This window comes from Gracilimonas mengyeensis (assembly GCF_900182705.1).
Taxonomy (GTDB): Bacteria; Bacteroidota; Rhodothermia; order Balneolales; family Balneolaceae; genus Gracilimonas; species Gracilimonas mengyeensis.
Genome location: NZ_FXTP01000017.1, coordinates 48,490 through 68,322, shown reverse-complemented (window position 1 = coordinate 68,322; position 19,833 = coordinate 48,490). Strand labels below are relative to the sequence as shown.

Genomic DNA, 19,833 nt, shown 5'->3' with positions numbered 1-19,833 from the left:
CCAAAAACAGAGCTCATAAAATTAGGGGCCTTTATCATTAGTATGAAAAAATGAAAAATATAACACTGCAGGACATTGCCGATGAACTCGGTTTAACTAAAGTTAGCATCTCAAAGGCTTTACGGGATCATCCTGATATTTCGGAGGAGACTCGGAAGAAGGTAAAGAAGATGGCTAAAAAGTTGGGATATCGCCCAAACCTGGTAGCCCGTTCCCTAACTTCTTCCAAGTCTAAAACCATAGGATTGATCATCCCCAAAATAGCGCATTACTTTTTTGCCTCGGTGGTGGAATCTATTTATAAAACGGCTTTTGAGCATGGTTACGAAGTAATCATTGGTGTTTCTTTGGAGGATGATGAACTCGAGAAAACCCACCTTGAAACGATGATGCAGATGCGCGTGGATGGCTTGCTGGTATCTATCACTGAGAAGACCAAGGATATTGAGCGTTTCGAAGAAGTCAGGGATATGGGCATTGACCTGGTATTTTTTGATCGCGGCTTTAAGGATAAAGGCTTTAGTTACCTGAAAGCTGAAGACCGCAAAAGTGCGTATGAAGGTGTGAAGCACCTTATAGATGAGGGGTATGAAGAAATTGCACACCTGGCGGGTTATGGTTCTGTTGAAATTGGGAAGAACCGTACAATTGGTTATTTAGATGCACTTAAGGAAGCCGGAATTACACCTAATGATAACTTGATCGTAGAGGGAGGATTTAGTGAAGAGGATGGCTACAAAAGTTTTAAAAAGCTATTGAATGACTACGGTTTGCCAAAAGCAATTTTTGCGGTAACTTATCCGGTGGGGCTTGGGGCTTTAAAATGCATGAAAGAAAATGATATTGACCCAAGAGAAGTTAAGGTCCTTACCTTCGGGAAGAGCGATTTTAACGAATACCTGATTTCTCCTTTTATCTGTATAGACCAACCTACGGGCCTACTAGGGGTGAAAGCGGTGAAAAAACTGCTGGCTGAGATTGAAGCAGATGATCATAAGCCGGTGGTCGAAGAGCTGTCTTCGGGTATATCTACGTAATTATTTGGCTGAGATATTTTTTTGCTGTCAGTCAGTCTTTATTGGTTCTAACCGGGGGGTTTACAACCCTACACTTTTGCATTCCGAAAAAATCTAATGGCTAAGATCATGGGGTCATTCAGAAGCTACCGCTGAAGAACCTTAGCCAAGAAATGATTGCCAACCAACCAATGGCAACAGCGCTTGAGCCACTGGAAATATGGTTCAGGAAATTGGTTAAAGATGCTCCGCTAGATGCAAGGTCCGTCGGGAGTACCCTCTGGATGACCGCGATGGTGTGGAGTCTGGGGTTTTCAGTTTCCAACCAAACCCCTGCACTTTTATTTCAGTGATTTAGTTAAAACATAATACTAAGATTAAATGAGGGCTGAAATCCAAGGTCGTAGACATCTACTGATCTGGGCAACAACCGCCGGCGCTCAGCTGGTACCGACCGGTCTATTACCAAATTCATTTCACGATACCAGGGATTGTCCCGGTCCAAAAGATTGAATACAGAAAAGCTGGCTTCAATTTCAGCATCCTCTAAAGTAGTTCTATATTCCAGGCCTACATCAATCCGTTGATAATTATCCAGACGCTCCTGCTCTTCAAGTTGCAAAAAATAGAGGCGGTTAGGGGCACCGGAGGTATAACTGAAGCTGGCAAAGGTTGTCAAAGTTGAGAACAGCCGGTATTTGGCTGTAGTGTTATAGCTATGGGTTCGGTCCCACTGGGCAAAAAAAGTTTCACCATCCATGAGGGCCGGGTTGGTAAAAGTGGCTTCCGATAAGGTGTAGGAATTCGTAAGGCTCAATTCTTCAAAGTAGAGACGCAACATAAATTCCAATCCCCGGGAAACTCCATTATTATTGTACAGCCAGGGGGGAGCATCAAAAGTACCGGTTAATGATTGGGCGTTTATTTCAAAAAGGCGGGCGTTGTCCAGTCTCTTGTGATATCCTTCTATCTGGAACAGAATACTTGAGAAGGGGCGAAGATAAAGTCCTGCGGTAAAATTGTCAGAGACCGTAGGGGGCTGTTCGTCGGTACTTATAATCCAGACATCCGGGCTGCTCACATTGTAAAAAGACAGGCGGTGGGTGAATTGATAGTTCCTGCTGTAACCCGCACTGATGGAGACAGGTCGGTTTTGGAATAGTTGCATTTTCAGCCTTGGTGAAGCATAAAGATAGTTACCATTGGTGTAATAGTGCAGTCTCGATCCCGCATGTATATCCAGGATGTTATAAAGGTTAAATTCGGTTTGGATATATAAGTCGAACAATCCGGTTTCAAAGGAAGTGAAGAATCCGGGCCGGTCAAACGATTCTTCAAAGTATTCGCCCATGAAATACTGGAAAGAGGTGCCAAGTGTCCATCTTGAATGATCAGGGTTCCAGTCGATAGATTGATTCAGCTTAATTTCATTAAATACGCTTTCATTGCTCAGTGGAAAGGTAAATACTTCTACTTTGCCCCCGCCTTGTTCCGTGCGGTTGTACACAAAATCGTCTTTGCTGAAGCGGCTGTTGTAGATGCTTATGGCAGCAAGACTGTTGCTGTATATCGAGGGAGAAAGTGGAACCCGATAAGAAATACTGCTGCTGAAATTTCCCCAGTTGTTGTCGGTTTCAACCTGTTCACGGGTAAAACGCTGGCCAGGGTTATCTGAATTGAATCGTCGAACCAGGCGTTGTGCCTGCTGAGATACGTCATCAGCCCCGTAATAAGAGCCAGCCATAAGGCGCCCCCCGTTTTCAAATTCAAAGTATAATTTACTGTGTAGATCGAAGAAAGCAGCATCATAATCACCGGGAGTTGTCAGCCTGGAGTTGAGACCGGGTAAATTACCTGAACTTACTTCAGCCGGACGATCTATATCAAGCCCGAAAGCAATGAGTTTATCGTTTTGAAACCAGTTGAATTGATTTAAATAGGAGCTTCTTCCTGAAAAAAACCAGCTGCTTTGGCCTTTAATCAAAGGGCCGTGAATACTGGCATTAAAGGCTGTATTGCTCAATCCGGCTGCGTATTCAAGCTGATTTAATGAACCGGTTTTAGTGAGCATGGACAGGGTACCGCCCGGCGGGGATTGAAAATCGGCTGGGGCTACATCATAGAAAAAGCCGGCATTTTGTAAAGCATTGGGATTAAAACTATCGAGCAGGCCAAAGAGATGACTTTGGTTGTAAATGGTGATCCCGTCTAGAAGGATATTGGTTGCATCAGAAGAACTGCCGCGAATATTTATACCGTTGTTAACGGCCGTGGTAATGTTGACAGAGGGGAGGGATTGCAAAGCCCGGGTGGTGTTGTTTTCGCCAAAAGGATTTAGCACTCCGGTATTAACGAAGTTCCTGTAAATGGTATCAGAATTGGCCGGCAAGTAGGTACTGCCTGTGACAATAATTTCGCTGGATTGAAGGGCGGTGGGCTGAAGCCGTACGGTGACATCCCGGTAGGTATTGCCATTATTTTTTTTAAGTGATACCGTCCGGTTCTGGTAGCCCAGGTAGGAAACTTCAAAGGTGAATTCGCTATCCCTGGGAACGGCCGAGAAATTGAAAACCCCGGATGCATTGCCTGATACGCCCTTTTTGCCTTTGGGAGTGTTCCAAAAAATGGTTGCAAAGGGAAGACGTTCTCCGGTTTGGGCATCCACCACCTGCCCGCTTACTTCCATATCTTTAGAAGAAGCCTTCACGTTTTTGAAGATCACAATTTGTTTGCGGGAAGTGTCGGCCTGCAGGGAAAGCCCGTAAGGACTAATCCGGGTTTCAAGGACAGGAATCAGGTCTTCTTGAGCAGCTTCAAAGCTTAGTTTAACCGATGCAAGCTGGGACTCACGATACAAAAACCGGTAGCCGGTTTGCTGCTCTACAACCTCTATGATTTGCAGCAGAGGCGTGTTTTGAAAAGTGAATTGGGCGGCCGTTTGGGAGTATAATCCCAAAGAAAATAAGGCCGTTAAGAATATTGCCGCTGCCTGTTTTAGCATCAATTATTGAACTTAAACTCGAAGGAGTTGTTTCCGGTTTGTGTAAAACGGCCGTTTAGTACCAATTCCAGGTCCCGAAGCACAGCGGGTAAATCAGCCAGCTGCAACGATCCGCTTATCTTTTCTCCAACAAGGTTTTCTGATGTGCTGATGCGGATATTATAATGCTGTTCCAGCTCTTCAAAAACCAGCAGTGCCGATTCATCCTGGAAGACCAATTCGTTGTTGAGCCAATCCTTGTAAACGTTCTGGTTATTTTGAGTGACAACGGGAGCGGTTGCCTTATCATCAATGCGGGAGGATTGCCCGGGTTCCAAAACTATATCAGATGCTTTCTCCCGGGCTGATGAGTAGCGGATGCTTCCTTCTTCCAGGTACACCAGTGAGGCCTTGCCCCAGTCACTTAGCACAAACTTGGTGCCAAGAACCTGTACGATGGCACGACTGGTTTCTACCCTAAAAACGCGGTCTGGATTTGGTGTAACCTCAAAGTAGGCTTCTCCTTCCAGTAGGTAATTGGGTTGGCTTAAGACAGAACGGCTTTTGTACAGTTTTGTGTAGGGGCGCAGGGTGATGGTAGAGCCATCCGTAAGTTGAATTGTTTCTATGGAAGCATGGCTTTCTTTGATAAGAGCAGGTCCCGAAAGCTGATACATCATCAAACCAATAAAGCCTGCAATTAGAATGGCGGCAGCCACAGCATATCGTTTGAGGGCCGGGTTAAACTTAAATATCCGGGCATTAGAGTCAGGTTTTCGGTCATGAAGAGCCGGCTCAATAGCATTCCATATCTTTTCAGAATCGGGCTTATGCTTAGCCTGTGTTTTGGCATGAATTTCTTTGAAATGGAGCAGGCCGGCGAGAAAAGGATCATCTGTTTCTTTTTTTAGATCATCGACAAAAGGTAAAGCACGACCAATCTTCTGGGCAAGAATAAGATCCGGATTCTGGGGTGATATGTCGTTTTTTTTGGTCATTAATCAGTATAAAGTATAAATAAACCAGACAGATTGTATGTTAGCAATCTGCCTGGCAGAGAGTTGAGATCAGAACTCAGGTGTTTTAGTCATCGTCATTCTGATCATCATCCTGGTCGTCGTCTTCTTCATCTTCGTCTTCATCATCCTCCTCGTCGTCATCGTTTTCCTCTTCATCCTCATCTTCATCAAAACCGTCATCATCGGTTTCAAATTCAATTTTATCGGCGATCAGCTCGTTACGATTTTGAGGATTATGATAACCTTCGGCTTCAGCTTCCACAACAAAACCGGCAGCTATAGCACTAGCGACATCTGCCAGGGTTACCAGCCCGTCATCGCCTTCTATTTCGGTACGTTCATTCACGGATATCAGGGTGCCATTATCCAAAATGACCTTGCCATTCTCAACATCCACAGAGTCAACGATTCCCTCTTCTTCAGCTTCGTTATCAGAAACAAATCCGGTACCCAGGTCTACTTCAAACAGCTTGGTGAAGTTTTTGAAGCGGAGAAGGGCGGTGCCGTCACCATCCATTTCAATAGTACCAGTAATATTTTTGGTGGATTCGTCGCCATTGTTGTTTTTGTAGAGGGTCATCTCGTAATTAAGTACGCCGGTTACTCCTTCTTGCAGCGAGCCGTTCTCATCAACAAGGGCTTTGTCAATTTGTATATCCAGGAAATTGATTTCATTTACATAGTTGCGTTCAAAGGTATTTCCATTGCCACGAACGCCACTGTAAAATCCGTTGCCATAGTGTTTGCCGTCAATGGTCATAACGGGAGTAGCATCGCTTACGCCGGTAATGGCAAAAGTATCGGCCCGGCTAAACTCAGACTCTTTATAAAGGCTGGTCATGGTTCCCGTCTTCAGGGAAGTAAAGTCAATGTTTTCAACCAGCTCATAGTTTTCACGTGGCTGCTCGATAAATTCCCCTGAGTCATCTGTGAAGATATAGGTCATTTGGGCGGATACTGTTTTTTGGAAGTTCTCAGTATCTATAGAGCGGTCAAAGCTGATGGAGTGGATTCCAGTTACCGGGTCGTAGCTGTATTCATAATCATTTTCATTGCCGCGGCCTGAATGTCCGTGGCCATTACCATTACCATGATGGCCGTTGCCGTTTTCCGGACCAGATTTAAAACGCGCATTTGCCCTGAAGTCGCTGGATGAGATATCAGTAAGCGCATCGTTCAGGCTGGCAAAAACGCCGTCGTTATCATCGGATAAAGCCTGTCCCATAATCTGGCTGGCGGCTTCAATTTCTTCCGCATCCAGCTGATCCTGGTCCATATTTTCGGAGACATCTCCGAGGGTACAGCCTGCAGCTAAAGTAACAGTGAATACGAATACAAGTAATCTAAAAAAGTGGTTGGTTAGTGTTTTCATGGGAGTATCGGTTAAATAATTCATGGTGTATTTACTGTTAGTACACATCAAAACAGAGATACCCCTAAAGCGATTATAAAAAATTTTCGGCTTCCCAGGCCAGTGCATTCCTGAGATCTTTCAAGGCCAGCCTCATGTGGTTTTCTATGGTCTTTACGGAAACCTCCATAGTGTTGGCTGCTTCTTTGTAGGTAAACTCTTCCAGGAAACACAGCCTGAATACATGTTGACGTTTTTCAGGCATGGCCTCAATAGCTTTTTCTATGGCTTGATGAAGTTCCCGGCGGTTCAGTTTCTCATCGGTGCTAAACTGGGATGATTCCAGCTCTGAGACCTCGCTGTCATCTTTATACTTCTCTTCATCCCGAAAATGATTTAGCATGCGTGTGTAGGCAATGCGGAATAAATAGGATCGCAGGGATTTATCAGGATCAATTTTGGACCGGTTTTCCCAAATGTAAACATAAGCTTGCTGAATCAGGTCTTCGGCACTTTCACTGGAAACACCCCGGCTTACCAAATAACGAAACAGGCGCTGATGATGAGCTTCAAAAAAAGTTTTAAAGGCTTTGTGATCCCCATTTTTGATTTTTGTATATAACTCGGCCTCTACATACTTTTCATTAAGTGAGGTTGCCAAAAATATTAGTAAGTGAGCAATGCCAAAATCCATATATAAATATAGCTATCTGTTAGCTGCCTTCTGCAAAAAATATATAGGGGTATGGTATCTGCAGAAGCTTAGTTTGGTAGCTTTTATGCTTATGCCTTTGATGTTGTTCCAGGGCAATGAACCTGTTTCGGTTTTTAAGGTTGAAGGCGAAGATGAAATTTATGTATATGTTCGAAATCGGCATATTTACCCCATCACTATCGAAGTACAGTTTGAGCTGGAGAATTTGACATCGCAGGATCAATTTCCTTTTAATGGGGTAATTGATGCGAATGACCAACAAAAAATAGCTACGCTCAGCTATCAAAATAAAAGTGAAAGCTGGAAGTATGGCTCCAGGTACCGGTATTTCATGGGAGATATTCATGCAAAGCATGATAGTTTTTATGCCTACCGGTTGCCATTCAAAAAAGGGCTGGCTTACAGGGTGAATCAAGGCTACAACAGCACTTTTACCCACAAGGACAATCTGAGTTACTCCCTTGATTTTGACATGCCTGAAGGAGGAGAAGTATATGCTGCGCGGGATGGATTGGTGGTGGAATTTGAAGAGTCCAACAATCTTGGAGGACCTTTAGATAAATATATGGACAAGGCCAATTATCTCACCATTATGCACAGTGATGGCACTTTTGCCGATTACATTCATCTTAAGAAAGATGGCGTACTGGTAGAAACAGGGCAGGAGATCAGAAGAGGACAGCTTATCGGTTATTCCGGAAATACCGGTTTTACCACAGGACCTCATCTACATTTTACCGTCAAAAAAACAAAACAGGGAGGCGGTTTTGTTTCACTTCCGGTCCGCTTTCATACTATAGACGGAGTGATGAAACTGGAAGAGGGGGCGCTCTATACCGCGTATTAATTTAGTCTGCCTTGGGTTTGAATAGCTCATTTAACATGTTAAATGTAGGCACCAATGCCCAATCGAACGTATCCATCACCCCGTTTCACGTCTGAGACGATCAAGGCGTTGCCTAAGAGAAACGGAATGATGGAATGGGCCAAAGACGCCCAGGGGAAATCGAACCCACGTAAATGAATGACTAAAATTAATTATCACCGTCACTGAAATAATCATTTACCAAAACGGGCTCACCAAAACCAAGTTCATTCAATCGATCGAGTTGCGTTTCGGCATCACCGGTTACCAGCCAGATCATTTTATCAGGATTGGCATATTTCCGGGCGAGTTCTGAAATTTCTTCTTTGGTGATATTCCGCACCTGCTCTTCCCGCTCTTTGATGTAATCTACATCCCAGCCATACGCGCTGATATCAGACAAGAGGTTGAGCTTGGCACCCAAAGTTTCAAACCGGCGTGCGTTGCTCTTCAGAAGGTAGCTCTTGGTATTTTCGAGATCTTCATCAGAAAAGGTATCGGGATATTCTTCGAGAATTTCTTTCACAAGGGCAGCGGATTCGTAGGTTACGTTGGTACGAACGCCACTGGCTATGGTAAACGGACCGGCTATGTCGGTGCCTGAGAAGTTGGAGTAGATGCCATAGGTGTATCCCTTGCCTTCACGTAGTTCCTGGGTTAGACGAGAAGCAAAGCCGCCACCGCCCAGTTTGTAGTTCATGATGGTAGCCGGATAGAAATCGGGATGGGTTTCAGGCATTGCGAGGTATCCAAAGCGCAATACCGATTGCTTGGCCCCGGGCACATCATAAAAGTACACGGTAGATTCTGATGGAGGTTCCGGCGTGTCAATGATGGGAAGATCAACGGGTTTCTGAGCCCAGTTTTGCTCCAGGCTGGCCAGCGAAGATTCTACCTGGCTTTGATCTACGGCTCCAACCACATGCATGTCTGCGATGGTAGGAGAAAATGCCATATCGTAATAATCTTTCAAATCCTGCAGGGTTACGGCTTCAATGTTGTTGGTGGTCCCGATAGGATTGTAGGATAAAATGTGATCATCCCCGTAAAGCAACTTGTAGTAAGTATTGGTGGCAATGCTATTCGGGCTGGCGCTCTGTTGGGCAATTTGGCTAAGAACATTTTGACGGGCTAACTCAAATTCACGTTCATCCCAGCGGGGTTCAAGCAACATTTCTTCTACCAGCGCCAGGGTGGCTTCGTAGTTACGGGCCAGCGAGTTTCCACTTACGGTGATATACTGCCGGTCGGCATAGATATTGATCTCAGCACCCAGCATGGCAATGGCTTCTTCCAGTTCTTCCGGGGTTTTATTGGCGGTTCCTCGAGTCATTAACTCAGCTACCAGGTTTGATATGCCTGTTTTTCCAGGTTCTTCCAGCATCAATCCGCCCTGCAGTACAATCTCAAACTCTACCAGCGGGAGTTCCGTGTTTTTGATGCCGTACACTTCCAGGCCATTAGCCAGTTTAGTGGTCCATATATCAGGGGTTTTCAGCTCGGGACTCTCGCCATAAGGAGGCTCTACAGAGCGATCAAAAGAAGATGGGGTTTTCTCATATGCAGTTTCTTCGGGCAAAGTAAACTCTTCGCCTTCTCCATTTTGAACAATTTCTTCTTCAACCACTTCGGCCGGTTCAGAGCCTTCCACCATCAGTTCTGCTTCTCCTTGAGGCACAAAGCTGGTGGCTACATAGTCTTTACCTTTGATGTATTGCTCATAAACACGCATCACATCTTCTTTGGTAACCGCCAATGTCTTTTCGATGTCGCGGTTGATATATCCGGGATCACCCGCAAATATATTGTATTGGGCCAGCTGAAATGCTTTACCCAGTACACTGGATAAGCCATTGTAGAAATCGGTTTCGATTCCAGCTTTGATTCGGTCAAGATCAGCCTGAGTAAAACCATCTTCCTCAAAACGGCGGAAGGCTTCGTCCACACCCATAGCCACAGAGTCCAGATCGGTTCCAGGATAAGCGCGTACAATCAGCGACACTTCACCGGCCAGTTCGGAGTTGCTGCTGTACATATACGCATTGGAAGTCAGCTCTTCTTCTTCAACCAGTACCTGGTAGAGTGGCGCTTTCTTGCCTTCAGCCAATAATTCTGTCATGATTTCAAGGGCATAAGCATCATCGTGATACAGATGAGTACCGGGCCATACCATGCGAAGCTCAGGCAGGCGGGCAAAGTTATCTTCGTAATATTTCTTCTTGGTTTGATCGAGCGAGGCAGGCATATCGGGAAGCGGCTCAATTTCTTCACCGCGGGGAATTTCATCGAAATACTTATGCACCCATTCCTTAGCTTGTTCACTGTCAAAATCACCGGCAATTACCAGGGTGGCGTTATTGGGTACGTACCAGCGGTTGTAGAACTCTTTAACATCGGCAAGGGTGGCATTCTGTAAATCTTCCAGTGAGCCAATCACCTGCCAGCTGTAGGGGTGGCCATCGGGATAGAGGTTCTTTCCAACTACATAATTGGCATGTCCGTAAGGCTGATTATCCACGCCCTGACGTTTTTCGTTTTTTACTACTTGTTTTTCTTTGGCCAGTACGGCTTCGGTCACGGTATTAATGAAGAAGCCCATTTTATCGGCTTCAGCCCAAATCATTTTCTCAAGGGCATCATTGGGAACAGTTTGGAAGTAGTTGGTGCGGTCGCGACTGGTGGAGCCGTTGGCGCCTGAGCCACCGATGCGGCTGCTCATTTTATCGAGCCCGCCTTGACCCAGGTTTTCGGATTCAAGGAACAGCAGGTGCTCAAAAAGATGGGCAAAACCGGTTCGGCCTTCCTTTTCACGTGCAGAACCTACATGGAAGGTGAGGGCTACGGCGGTAACTGGGTCGGAATCATCTTTATGGAAGATGACTTCCAGGCCATTATCGAGGGTGAATTTTTCGTAATCAACTTGAAGTGAACTGGACTCAGATTCTGAAGAGGAGCAAGAGACAGTAAGTCCTGTGAGTAGTAACAGCGCAAGGGAATAGAGGGGGAGCGTGAAGCGAGGTTTCATAAAGGGGCATTGAGGTTCAGAATTTCAGGTAGAATATAACAGCCCGGTAAATACGCGTTTGTAAATATTAATGTTTCAGATAACAGAGGTTTACTGCTATTGGCTCAATAGGGAATAATGATGACATCAAAGCCAAATAATTTTAAACTTCAAGAACTGTTTGTACGTTCTGTATGTTGATATGCTGAACTAATAAAAAATTATACCGGTCTAACATTGATTTTTGTAACACGTAAATCTCACTTTAATGCTGCCCATCGCTTACACAACCCCGATAAAAGCGACGAGTGGAACCAGGAAACCTTTGGAAAATGTAATTACCCCAACTGGCATGGGCATAACTATGTCATCGAAGTTACCGTAGCCGGTGAACCTGATCCGGAAACAGGCTATGTGATTGACCTGGGAGATTTAAAGGCCATCATCAAAGAAAAGGTTTTGGATCCCTGCGATCACCGGAACCTGAATCTTGATGTCCCTTTTTTGAAAGGCATTCTTCCAACCACTGAAAATTTGGTTCGCGCATTTTTCCAGCAGCTTCGTCCCGATGTGGAAGAAGCTTGCAAAAACGGTGGAAAGCTCTACAAAGTGAAATTGTTTGAGACTGAACGAAACATCGCTGAATATTGTCCTTATCGGGGAGTTTAAAAGACTATTCATTATCCAATTAGCTATAAGAAAGAACTATGATTTCAAATGAAATACAACGGTTTTATGACCCTACGTTCACCGTAACAGAAGAATACAAAGAATCTCTGCCCGACTTACAAAATGGTCCTGCCTCACTGATTGAAGGCGCCAATGTACCCATCCAACAAGTGGGGATTTCCAACTTTAAATTACCGCTGAAATTCCGTCGCCGTGAAGGCGAACCCATCACCCTTGAAGCTTCAGTAGATGGCTATGTGAGCCTGGAAATGGACAAGAAGGGCATCAACATGAGCCGCATTATGCGGACTTTCTACAAGTTCCAGGACAAGGTATTTCATCTGGACCGATTGGAAGATATCCTGAAGGCTTACAAAGAGGATTTGGACAGTCAGGAATCTTTCCTGCGCATCAGTTTTAACTATCCCATGTTGATGGATAGCCTTCGCTCAGGAATGAAAGGATATCAATATTATAAAGTGCAGCTGGAGGGACGCCTGGATAATTACAATCAGTTCCAGAAGTATATGCATCTGGATTTTGAATACAGCAGTGCCTGTCCGTGCAGTTATGAACTTTCCGAACATGCCCGCGAAACCCGTGAGGTAGCGGCTATTCCACACAGCCAGCGCAGTGTAGCTAATGTGACAGTGGCACTAAAGGATGAATTTTTTGTGGAAGATTTGGTACAAATCTGTCGCAATGCCCTGAAGACCGAAACACAAGTAATGGTAAAACGTGAAGACGAGCAGGCTTTTGCAGAAATGAATGGCGCCTATCAGAAGTTCGTAGAAGATGCAGCCCGCCTGCTTTACGATGAACTGGACAGCTACAACAGCATCCGTGATTTTGTGGTACGCTGTGTACACATGGAAAGCCTACACAGCCACGATGCGGTAAGCCGTATTTGCAAAGGATTGCCAAACGGATTGCGATAAGCGATCATCTAACAAATGAAATCATAAAAAAGCCCTGCAAGTAATTGTGGGGCTTTTTTTATTCTCATCAAAAACTTATTTATGGTAGATTGAAAGAGATGTTTTCTTATCCGAACTAATTTGCTGTGATAAGAATTTAAATAAGAGGTTAACAGGGATTCAATTTTAGATTAGAAAAGAGGTAACAAGATGGAAACGGTAACGGCCGAAGAAACACTCAATAAAAAATCCAATCTGCCTTCCAGAAAGGAATTAACCAAGCACTTCAAAACCGTACGAAGTTTTACCGAAGAAATTACAGATCCTCTTGAGATCGAAGATTATGTTATACAGGTAACGGAGAGTGCAAGTCCGGCCAAATGGCATCTGGCCCATACTACCTGGTTTTTTGAGACCTTTTTGTTGGAGAAAGAACTGGAGGATTACGATCCCATCCATCCACAATATAGTTATCTATTTAATTCCTATTATCTGCAAACCGGTGTGCCTCATTGCCGGGCCCGGCGTGGGAATATCTCTCGTCCCACCGTGAAGCAAGTGTTTGAATACCGTGAAAGTATCAACGAGCATGTCATCAACCTGATTCAAAATGCCAGTGAGCAGCAATATGAGGAATGGGCGCCCATCATTGAAATTGGGATACACCATGAGCAGCAGCATCAGGAGTTGCTGATGACCGATCTGAAGTACATGTTTGCTCAAAACCCTCTGGATATTTCCTACAAAGAAGTGGAGCGGCCAAGGGTAGAATCGGTACCGGAATTGAGCTGGACTTCCTTTGAAGAAGGCGTATATGAAGTAGGCCATGCCGGCAGCGACTTTGGCTACGATAACGAATTTCCACGGCACAAAACTTACATCCATGATTTTGAACTGGCTAATCGCCTGGTAACCAATGCCGAGTTTATACGATTTGTAGAATCCGGCGCTTATGGAGAACCCAAGTGGTGGCTGGACGAAGGTTTTTCCACGGTCAGAGATGATGGCTGGAAAGCCCCGCTTTATTGGGAAAAGAAAGACGGTGAGTGGTATCAGTTTACCCTGAGTGGTAAACAGAAAGTAGATCCCAATGAACCGGTTACCCATGTAAGCTACTTTGAAGCAGACGCCTATGCCCGCTGGAAAGGCTACCGCTTGCCGACCGAGCAAGAGTGGGAGGTAGCGGCTGAGGCGGTAGAAATATCAGGGCCTTTTGCAGATGCAGGTCATTTGCATCCTGTGGCACTCCAAAGTGCCAAAGCAGGCCTTAAGCAGATGTTTGGAACCGTATGGCAGTGGACACAAAGTTCTTATGCCCCCTATCCCGGATACAAGCCGCTGCCCGGCGCCCTGGGAGAATATAACGGCAAGTTCATGTGTAACCAGTATGTACTGAGGGGAGGCTCTTGCGCTACCTCGAAATCACACTTCCGAAAGACCTATCGTAATTTTTTCCATGCCAACGAGCGCTGGCAGTTTAATGGAATTCGTCTGGCTAAATAATTTTTCTGACCTAAGTTTTAATTAGCAAACCAATAGGGAGCTAAAAACCTCTATTCCATCCAAATGCTTTATAGAAGTGATATTTTGTTGAACTCACCCACAAATCTCATCGTTGAATTTCCCCGCATGGGCGGCCCCGAGTTATTCGGGGAGGGGTGGGTAAATGGTGCCAAGGACTAAAGTAGTTGCCTAAGCAAGAATAATCCTGCCAGACATCGAGACGGTAAGCAAGTCGGAGACTTGCAGTTTTCAACATCGAATCATATCTGCGATCTTTTTACTGGTACTCTAAAGTCTCAGACTTAAAAGATCGGTTCGAGGTTAATATAGGCTACCAATGGATTTTTGTTTAAGACAACCTAAATCATACCAAAGAATTCCCCCGCTTGGGCGGGGATAAAGGGGTGGGTAAATGGTGCCAAGGACTAAAGTAGTTGCCTAAGCAAGAATAATCCTGCCATGCTCCGAGACGGTAAGCAAGTCGGAGACTTGCAGACTTCAGTCATTGTGCCATGTCTGTCTTCCGCTTGCTTACACTTTTAAGTCCAAGACTAAAAAGATCCGTAGTACGGTTTATAAACGGTTTTTACGACTCGTTAAAGTCTCTCCTCGAGGAGAGATCAATCAAAACAGTAGTTCCTGTTTTGATTGTGTGAGGTGTTGGTGCTAAGGATTAAAATAGTTTCTAAGTAAAAATATTCATGTCAAAGCTCTTGGTTGGTAAGCAAGTCGGAGAATTGCAGATTTCTGTCATCGTACCATGTCTGTTATTCGCTTGCTTGTACTTTTAAGTCTCAGACTTAAAAGATCGTGTAAAGAGAAGGGCTCCTACACCCAATAACATTATTGATATGTTAAAAAACGATTTCCAATACGCACTGCGTTTATAAAAGCCCTATACTTTGTCCCCTCAAATTTTAATAGATGTCATTCGATTTATGAGAAAAGCAGTTACCACCTTTATCGCCCTTTTTGCCTTATTCATTACCGCTATACCGGCCCAGGCCCAGTTATTTGAAGATTTTGAAGATGGAAGTAAAGGTAGTTATGCCGCCGGTTCCGTTACCCTTGCTTCAGGTGATTGGTTTATGGAAGAAGCACTTCTGGGGAATTTAGATAATGATAATTACAATGGTACCCAAGGCGTACGTCTTGATCGCCGGGATGGAATTGCAGCCAATATTTATATGGAGTTCGATTATCCCAACGGTGCCAGTGAGATTTCTTTTTACCTGGCCAATTACGGAAGCAGCTCTGGCAATACCCTGCAAGTTCAATATTCCACCGATCAGGGAAGCAATTGGCAGGACCTGGGAGAGGCTGTTGAAGCTACTGAGAATCTCCGGGAAGTAAGTTTGCCGGTAGATGTAGAAGGTAACATCCGCTTTAAATTTGTGCATGCTTCTGGTGATGATCGCATGAACCTGGATGATGTACAGATTTCAGATTATATAGCTCCCGCTGAAGAACCAACCCTGGCCGTAGACGTTGACGGCAGTGAAATAAGCTCAGGTGGTAGCCTAACTTTTTCTCAAACAACCATATCGTCCAGCAAAACGAAGACGATAGAAGTAACAAATCTTGGCAATGAACCGCTGGTAGTATCGGAAGCGACGATTCAGGGGAACGGCTTCAGTCTTTCTGACGACCTTGAAGGCATCACCCTTGGCTTTAACGAGTCGGCGGAAACCGTACTGACCTTTAGTCCTGACAGCGAAGGCGCATTCCAGGGACAGCTGCAAATAAACAGCAATGCCACAAACGAAAGTGCATTCACGCTGGATGTGCTGGGTGAAGGAATTGAAACGGGTACGGCTATCTCAATTGCAGAAGCCAGAGAGCTATCCGAAGGAACACAGGTAACCGTTAGCGGACATGTAACCGTAACAGACGAATTTGCGGGACCGGTTTATTTTCAGGATGAAAGTGGTGGCATCGCATGGTTTGATTTTGCCAGAATGCGAGAGGAATTTACTTTAGATATAGAACGTGGGGATTCTGTAGTAGTAACCGGTGAGATCGGCTTTTTTAATGATTTACTACAGATTGTAGATGCTACTTCCTATTCTAATTATCCCGAAGGCAACAAAACGGTGGAGCCCGTAGCTATCACCGTTCAACAGATGAATTCTGGTGATTTTGAAAGCCAGCTGGTTTCAATGAACGTGGATATTGATCACAGCGGAGCGTTCCAGGGCAATACCAATTACGATATTTCTGATAACACAGGAACCGGAGAACTCCGTATCGACAACTTTACCAATTTAGTGGGAGCAGAAGCACCGCAAGGTGAAACCACCGTTGTAGGAGTTGTGGGACAATTCCGTGGTACTTACCAACTTCTTCCCCGGGATACGGATGATGTAGATGCCGAAGAAACGACTTATCCCGGTGAAGACATCTCCAGGGATGAAACCTTTGAAGTGGTTACCTGGAATATTGAATGGTTTGGATCTGCCAGCAATGGCCCGGAAGATGATCAGGAGCAGTTTGAAAATGTAATGACTGTAGTTGAAACTATAGATGCTGAGGTTTACGCCTTCCAGGAAATTTCAAATCCCACACTTTTTGCAGATTTAGTGGATTCTCTCGAGGCTTACGGTGGTGTACTTGCGGATTTCTCCCAAAACCAAAAAACAGCATACTTATTCAAACGCAGTGAAATTGATTCACTGGATTCCGGGGTGATTTCTGACGGCATGACTTCCAACTATTGGGCCGGTGGCAACAGCAGCAGCTTTGCCCGTTTTCCGTTGATGTTCAACTTCACTGCAACCATAGACGGTCAGTCCAGAGATATATTCGCCTTTAACATCCATGCCAAGGCTTTTGATGATTCCGATTCGTACAACCAAAGAGAAAATGCATCACGTGAACTCAAATTGTATTTGGATCAAGCCCACGGCGAAGACAATGTGATTTTCCTGGGTGATTATAATGATAATGTAACGGGCTCTATTACCTCGGGGCAGGATTCTCCCTACAAAAACTTCGTGGATGATACCGAATACACGGTCATCACACAGAGCTTGGAAGATGCCGGATTTTCATCTCAAAGCAGCGGTTCTGTAATCGACCATATCACCATTACTTCCGAGCTGTCGGATGAATATTTCGAAGGGACCGAGCGGGTGGAAAACACCAATTATATCGGCAGTTACCTGAGCTCCACTTCGGATCACTACCCAATATGGACCCGCTTTACTTTCGAGGGAACCGTTAGCAACGAACCAATTGTTGATGGTCAGCCCACTGACTTTGCCCTGAATCAAAACTATCCTAACCCCTTCAACCCAACGACCGTTATAAGCTACCAGCTGGCGCAGAACAGCACGGTTAACCTGAAAGTATATGATATGCTTGGTCGTGAAGTGGCTTCCCTGGTAAGCGGCGAGCGAATGGCTGCTGGGAGTCACGAAGTACAGTTTGATGCCTCCAACCTATCTAGTGGGATGTACATTTACCGTTTGTCAACAGCGGCCGGGCAGCACTTTACCCGCAAGATGATGTTGATTAAGTAATGACGGGCTTTTAGGCTCAGCTATCAGCTATCAGCTATCAGCTATCAGCTATCAGCTATCAGCTATCAGCTATCAGCTATTTACACCTGGTGCAAGCGTCCCGCTTGTACCATTGTTGTATCTACCAAACCAGGCTTATAACTTAGCCCACAAGCGAGACGCTTGCGGTAGAGTATAAGGTATTCATGGGCAGGTATGGCTTAGCAATCAGCTATTGATTTTCGCTCCGTGCGCTTTGCGTCGGAGCGATTTTTTTTACGAGAAGGCAGGCGTCTTTTACGGTGACTTCCTTTCCCTCTACGGATGTTTTACTGCTTACTTGATTCTGCTCTTTAACTATCTGAAAACCGTTATTCTCTAATAGTGAAATAAGCTCATTTGCTTCATACAGGGTAAATCCCTGCTTGGTAAAATCGAGGTGTTCTACCGTATGGCGCGGGCGATATCCTATTAAGAACAAACCGTTGGGTTTCAGTACGCGGTGAATTTCTCTGAGATGTGTTTCGGGAGGATCCAAAAAGTAGATTACATTCAGAGCGATGGCCATATCAAAGTGTGCTTCGGGAAAGGGCAGAGAAGAGGTCTCATCACAATGAATAGTAAGCTTGCCAGTTTCAATCAGGGAAGCATTAAGCTGCCGGGCAGCCTGGCACATATCTTTTGAAAAATCAACACCGGTCAGTTGTAGGTTTTGTTCCTTCTCAAAATACTTTGGAAAGTGCTTGCCATTGCCAAAGCCGATTTCCAAAAGGTGATGACCTGATTCCGGCGCTATCATCTCAAAGGTAAGTTCGTACAGGCTTTTGTTTGAATCATTAAGTGCCTCGGCTATTTCAAGTCCGTTGGCTCCGGTTGGTTTTCTAAGCTGGGATGAAAGTTCTGCAGAATTCATGTCGTCAGTATAAAAAAGAAAGAGCTACGAGGTTTGCCGAATTTTGTGGAAATTTATTTTTCTTATCCCCAAACTTTTGACAAGTTTACCTGAGTGAATCAAGACGGACTGAAGAACTTTACCAAGTAAGTATCGCAAGCCTTTTAGAGCAGATTAGGGTTGTATTTACCAATCAGGACTTGTAGGTCATTCCACAAGCGGGACGCTTGCGTTAGGCGGTGAATATTTATGAGGCACAAATGAAGTTTAGTTACTTTGAATTCATCCCACAAAAAAAGACAAATTTACCAGCAACCAGCAACCAGCAACCAGCAACCAGCAACTATGAGACCTGTAGATACCTCCAAAAGCCGTGTACTAAAATTTAGCAGCGATGAAAACTTACGTCGCCGCTTCATGATTGTGGATAAAGATATTCCCGGAAACCTGCGATGGGGTAAACTGTTGGAAGAGCTGGACAAGCTGGCGGAAGACATCGCCCTGGAATACGTGCACCGCATTAATGAAAATGCAAAGGTGGTGACCGCAGCTATTGATGACATTATGCTGCGTACCCCTGTGGATATTCACCGTGATTTAAACCTGCACGCCCGCATCAATTATGTGGGCCGTACTTCGATGGAAGTGGGTATTCGGGTTGATCAGGATGGAGAAGAAGGCGATTCGCTGGCCTCTTGTTATTTTACCATGGTAGCACGCCTGGAGAAAGATGGCAAAGCAAAAAGCCTGCCCATTGATCCGCTGGAATACGAGGACGAACTGGAAAAGAAACGATATGAATCAGCCATAGCACGTCGCAAAGAATACCGGAACCAGATGGATGCCCTGCAGCAACCGCCCAGCAAAGAAGAATATGCCATGTTACGGAATATCCATCAGGCACAGGAAGAGCCGGGGTTTGATGGCTTGCTGGCTGGCGACCTTGTTCGGGGTAATTGGGAGCGCATGTTCCCTGAACACGAGAATGTGCCAAAGAAAATATTTGGTGGTTATGTGATTCGCCGGGCTTTTGAACTGGCTATGATGCACGCTGAAGAAATCACCCCAAACCGGCCAGTATTTGTACGGGTAAATCGCATCAATTTTTATAACCCGGTCCGTATTGGCGATAAACTGGATTTTACCAGCCGCATAACCTACACCGGGAACACTTCATTGAGCATTGAAATCAGTATTGAGCGTATTAGTCACGATCAGGTAGTGCGGGCTCTGTCCAATGTTTGTACCTTCACTTTTGTAAATGTGGATGAAGAGATGAATCCCAAGCCTGTGCCTGAAATCTATCCGACTACCTATGCCGAGGATGAACGCTATTTGAAAGCTCACCGGCGTCGCCTGGAATACAAGAAATGGCGGGAGAGGACGCAGGGATAGTATTTTT

13 protein-coding genes are annotated in these 19,833 nt (G+C 45.1%); 7 read left to right on the top strand and 6 right to left on the bottom strand.

Translation table 11 applies throughout. The features are described from left to right. Positions 1 to 50 precede the first annotated feature (50 nt). Positions 51 to 1,037, top strand: coding sequence for a LacI family DNA-binding transcriptional regulator (locus FN815_RS16850; RefSeq protein WP_142455913.1), 987 nt, complete (start codon positions 51 to 53; stop codon positions 1,035 to 1,037). Between the two features lie 337 nt (positions 1,038 to 1,374). Here FN815_RS16850 and FN815_RS16845 read toward each other — a convergent pair whose 3' ends face one another. The 4 genes from FN815_RS16845 to FN815_RS16835 form a co-directional block, all read right to left on the bottom strand. Continuing rightward, positions 1,375 to 4,017, bottom strand: coding sequence for a TonB-dependent receptor (locus FN815_RS16845; RefSeq protein WP_142455912.1), 2,643 nt, complete (start codon positions 4,015 to 4,017; stop codon positions 1,375 to 1,377). Continuing rightward, positions 4,017 to 4,994 carry a FecR family protein gene (locus tag FN815_RS16840; RefSeq protein WP_142455910.1) on the bottom strand — a complete coding sequence of 326 codons (978 nt, stop codon included), beginning with the start codon at positions 4,992 to 4,994 and terminating at the stop codon, positions 4,017 to 4,019. Before FN815_RS16840 ends, FN815_RS16845 begins: the two co-directional genes overlap by 1 nt. Before the next feature lie 85 nt (positions 4,995 to 5,079). Beyond that, positions 5,080 to 6,387, bottom strand: coding sequence for a hypothetical protein (locus tag FN815_RS18975; protein WP_221930348.1), 1,308 nt, complete (start codon positions 6,385 to 6,387; stop codon positions 5,080 to 5,082). 73 nt (positions 6,388 to 6,460) lie between these two features. After that, positions 6,461 to 7,027 (bottom strand): RNA polymerase sigma factor, encoded by a 567-nt coding sequence (locus FN815_RS16835; RefSeq protein WP_246075341.1) that lies wholly within the window; start codon positions 7,025 to 7,027, stop codon positions 6,461 to 6,463. Between the two features lie 19 nt (positions 7,028 to 7,046). Between FN815_RS16835 and FN815_RS19265 the strand changes: the two genes are divergently transcribed. Then, positions 7,047 to 7,928: a M23 family metallopeptidase gene (locus tag FN815_RS19265; protein ID WP_142455907.1), complete on the top strand. Its 882-nt coding sequence runs from the start codon at positions 7,047 to 7,049 to the stop codon at positions 7,926 to 7,928. Between the two features lie 187 nt (positions 7,929 to 8,115). Here FN815_RS19265 and FN815_RS16825 read toward each other — a convergent pair whose 3' ends face one another. Then, positions 8,116 to 10,971 carry a M16 family metallopeptidase gene (locus FN815_RS16825; RefSeq protein WP_142455905.1) on the bottom strand — a complete coding sequence of 952 codons (2,856 nt, stop codon included), beginning with the start codon at positions 10,969 to 10,971 and terminating at the stop codon, positions 8,116 to 8,118. A gap of 216 nt (positions 10,972 to 11,187) precedes the next feature. On the opposite strand from FN815_RS16825, the gene FN815_RS16820 reads away from it, so the two are divergent. The 4 genes from FN815_RS16820 to FN815_RS16805 all read left to right on the top strand — a co-directional run bounded on the left by FN815_RS16820 (position 11,188) and on the right by FN815_RS16805 (position 17,560). Beyond that, positions 11,188 to 11,619, top strand: a complete 432-nt coding sequence (locus tag FN815_RS16820; RefSeq protein WP_142455903.1) for a 6-pyruvoyl trahydropterin synthase family protein — start codon at positions 11,188 to 11,190, stop codon at positions 11,617 to 11,619. 38 nt (positions 11,620 to 11,657) lie between these two features. Then, entirely contained in the window at positions 11,658 to 12,557 is a 900-nt protein-coding gene (gene folE2, locus FN815_RS16815) for a GTP cyclohydrolase FolE2 (RefSeq protein WP_142455901.1), read from the top strand. A 189-nt stretch (positions 12,558 to 12,746) separates the two neighbouring features. Further along, the gene (gene egtB, locus FN815_RS16810; protein WP_142455899.1) at positions 12,747 to 14,039 is read left to right on the top strand and encodes an ergothioneine biosynthesis protein EgtB; all 1,293 of its coding nucleotides are present in this window, start codon (positions 12,747 to 12,749) and stop codon (positions 14,037 to 14,039) included. Between the two features lie 938 nt (positions 14,040 to 14,977). Further along, on the top strand, positions 14,978 to 17,560 hold the full coding sequence (locus FN815_RS16805; protein WP_142455898.1) for a T9SS type A sorting domain-containing protein: 2,583 nt from the start codon (positions 14,978 to 14,980) through the stop codon (positions 17,558 to 17,560). Positions 17,561 to 17,771: 211 nt separating this feature from the next. Here FN815_RS16805 and FN815_RS16800 read toward each other — a convergent pair whose 3' ends face one another. Next, a complete protein-coding gene (locus FN815_RS16800) occupies positions 17,772 to 18,452 on the bottom strand; it encodes a class I SAM-dependent methyltransferase (protein WP_142455896.1) in 681 nt (226 codons plus the stop codon). Between the two features lie 324 nt (positions 18,453 to 18,776). Between FN815_RS16800 and FN815_RS16795 the strand changes: the two genes are divergently transcribed. Then, complete coding sequence (locus tag FN815_RS16795) at positions 18,777 to 19,826, top strand: hotdog domain-containing protein (RefSeq protein ID WP_142455894.1); 1,050 nt, start codon at positions 18,777 to 18,779, stop codon at positions 19,824 to 19,826. Positions 19,827 to 19,833 lie beyond the last annotated feature (7 nt).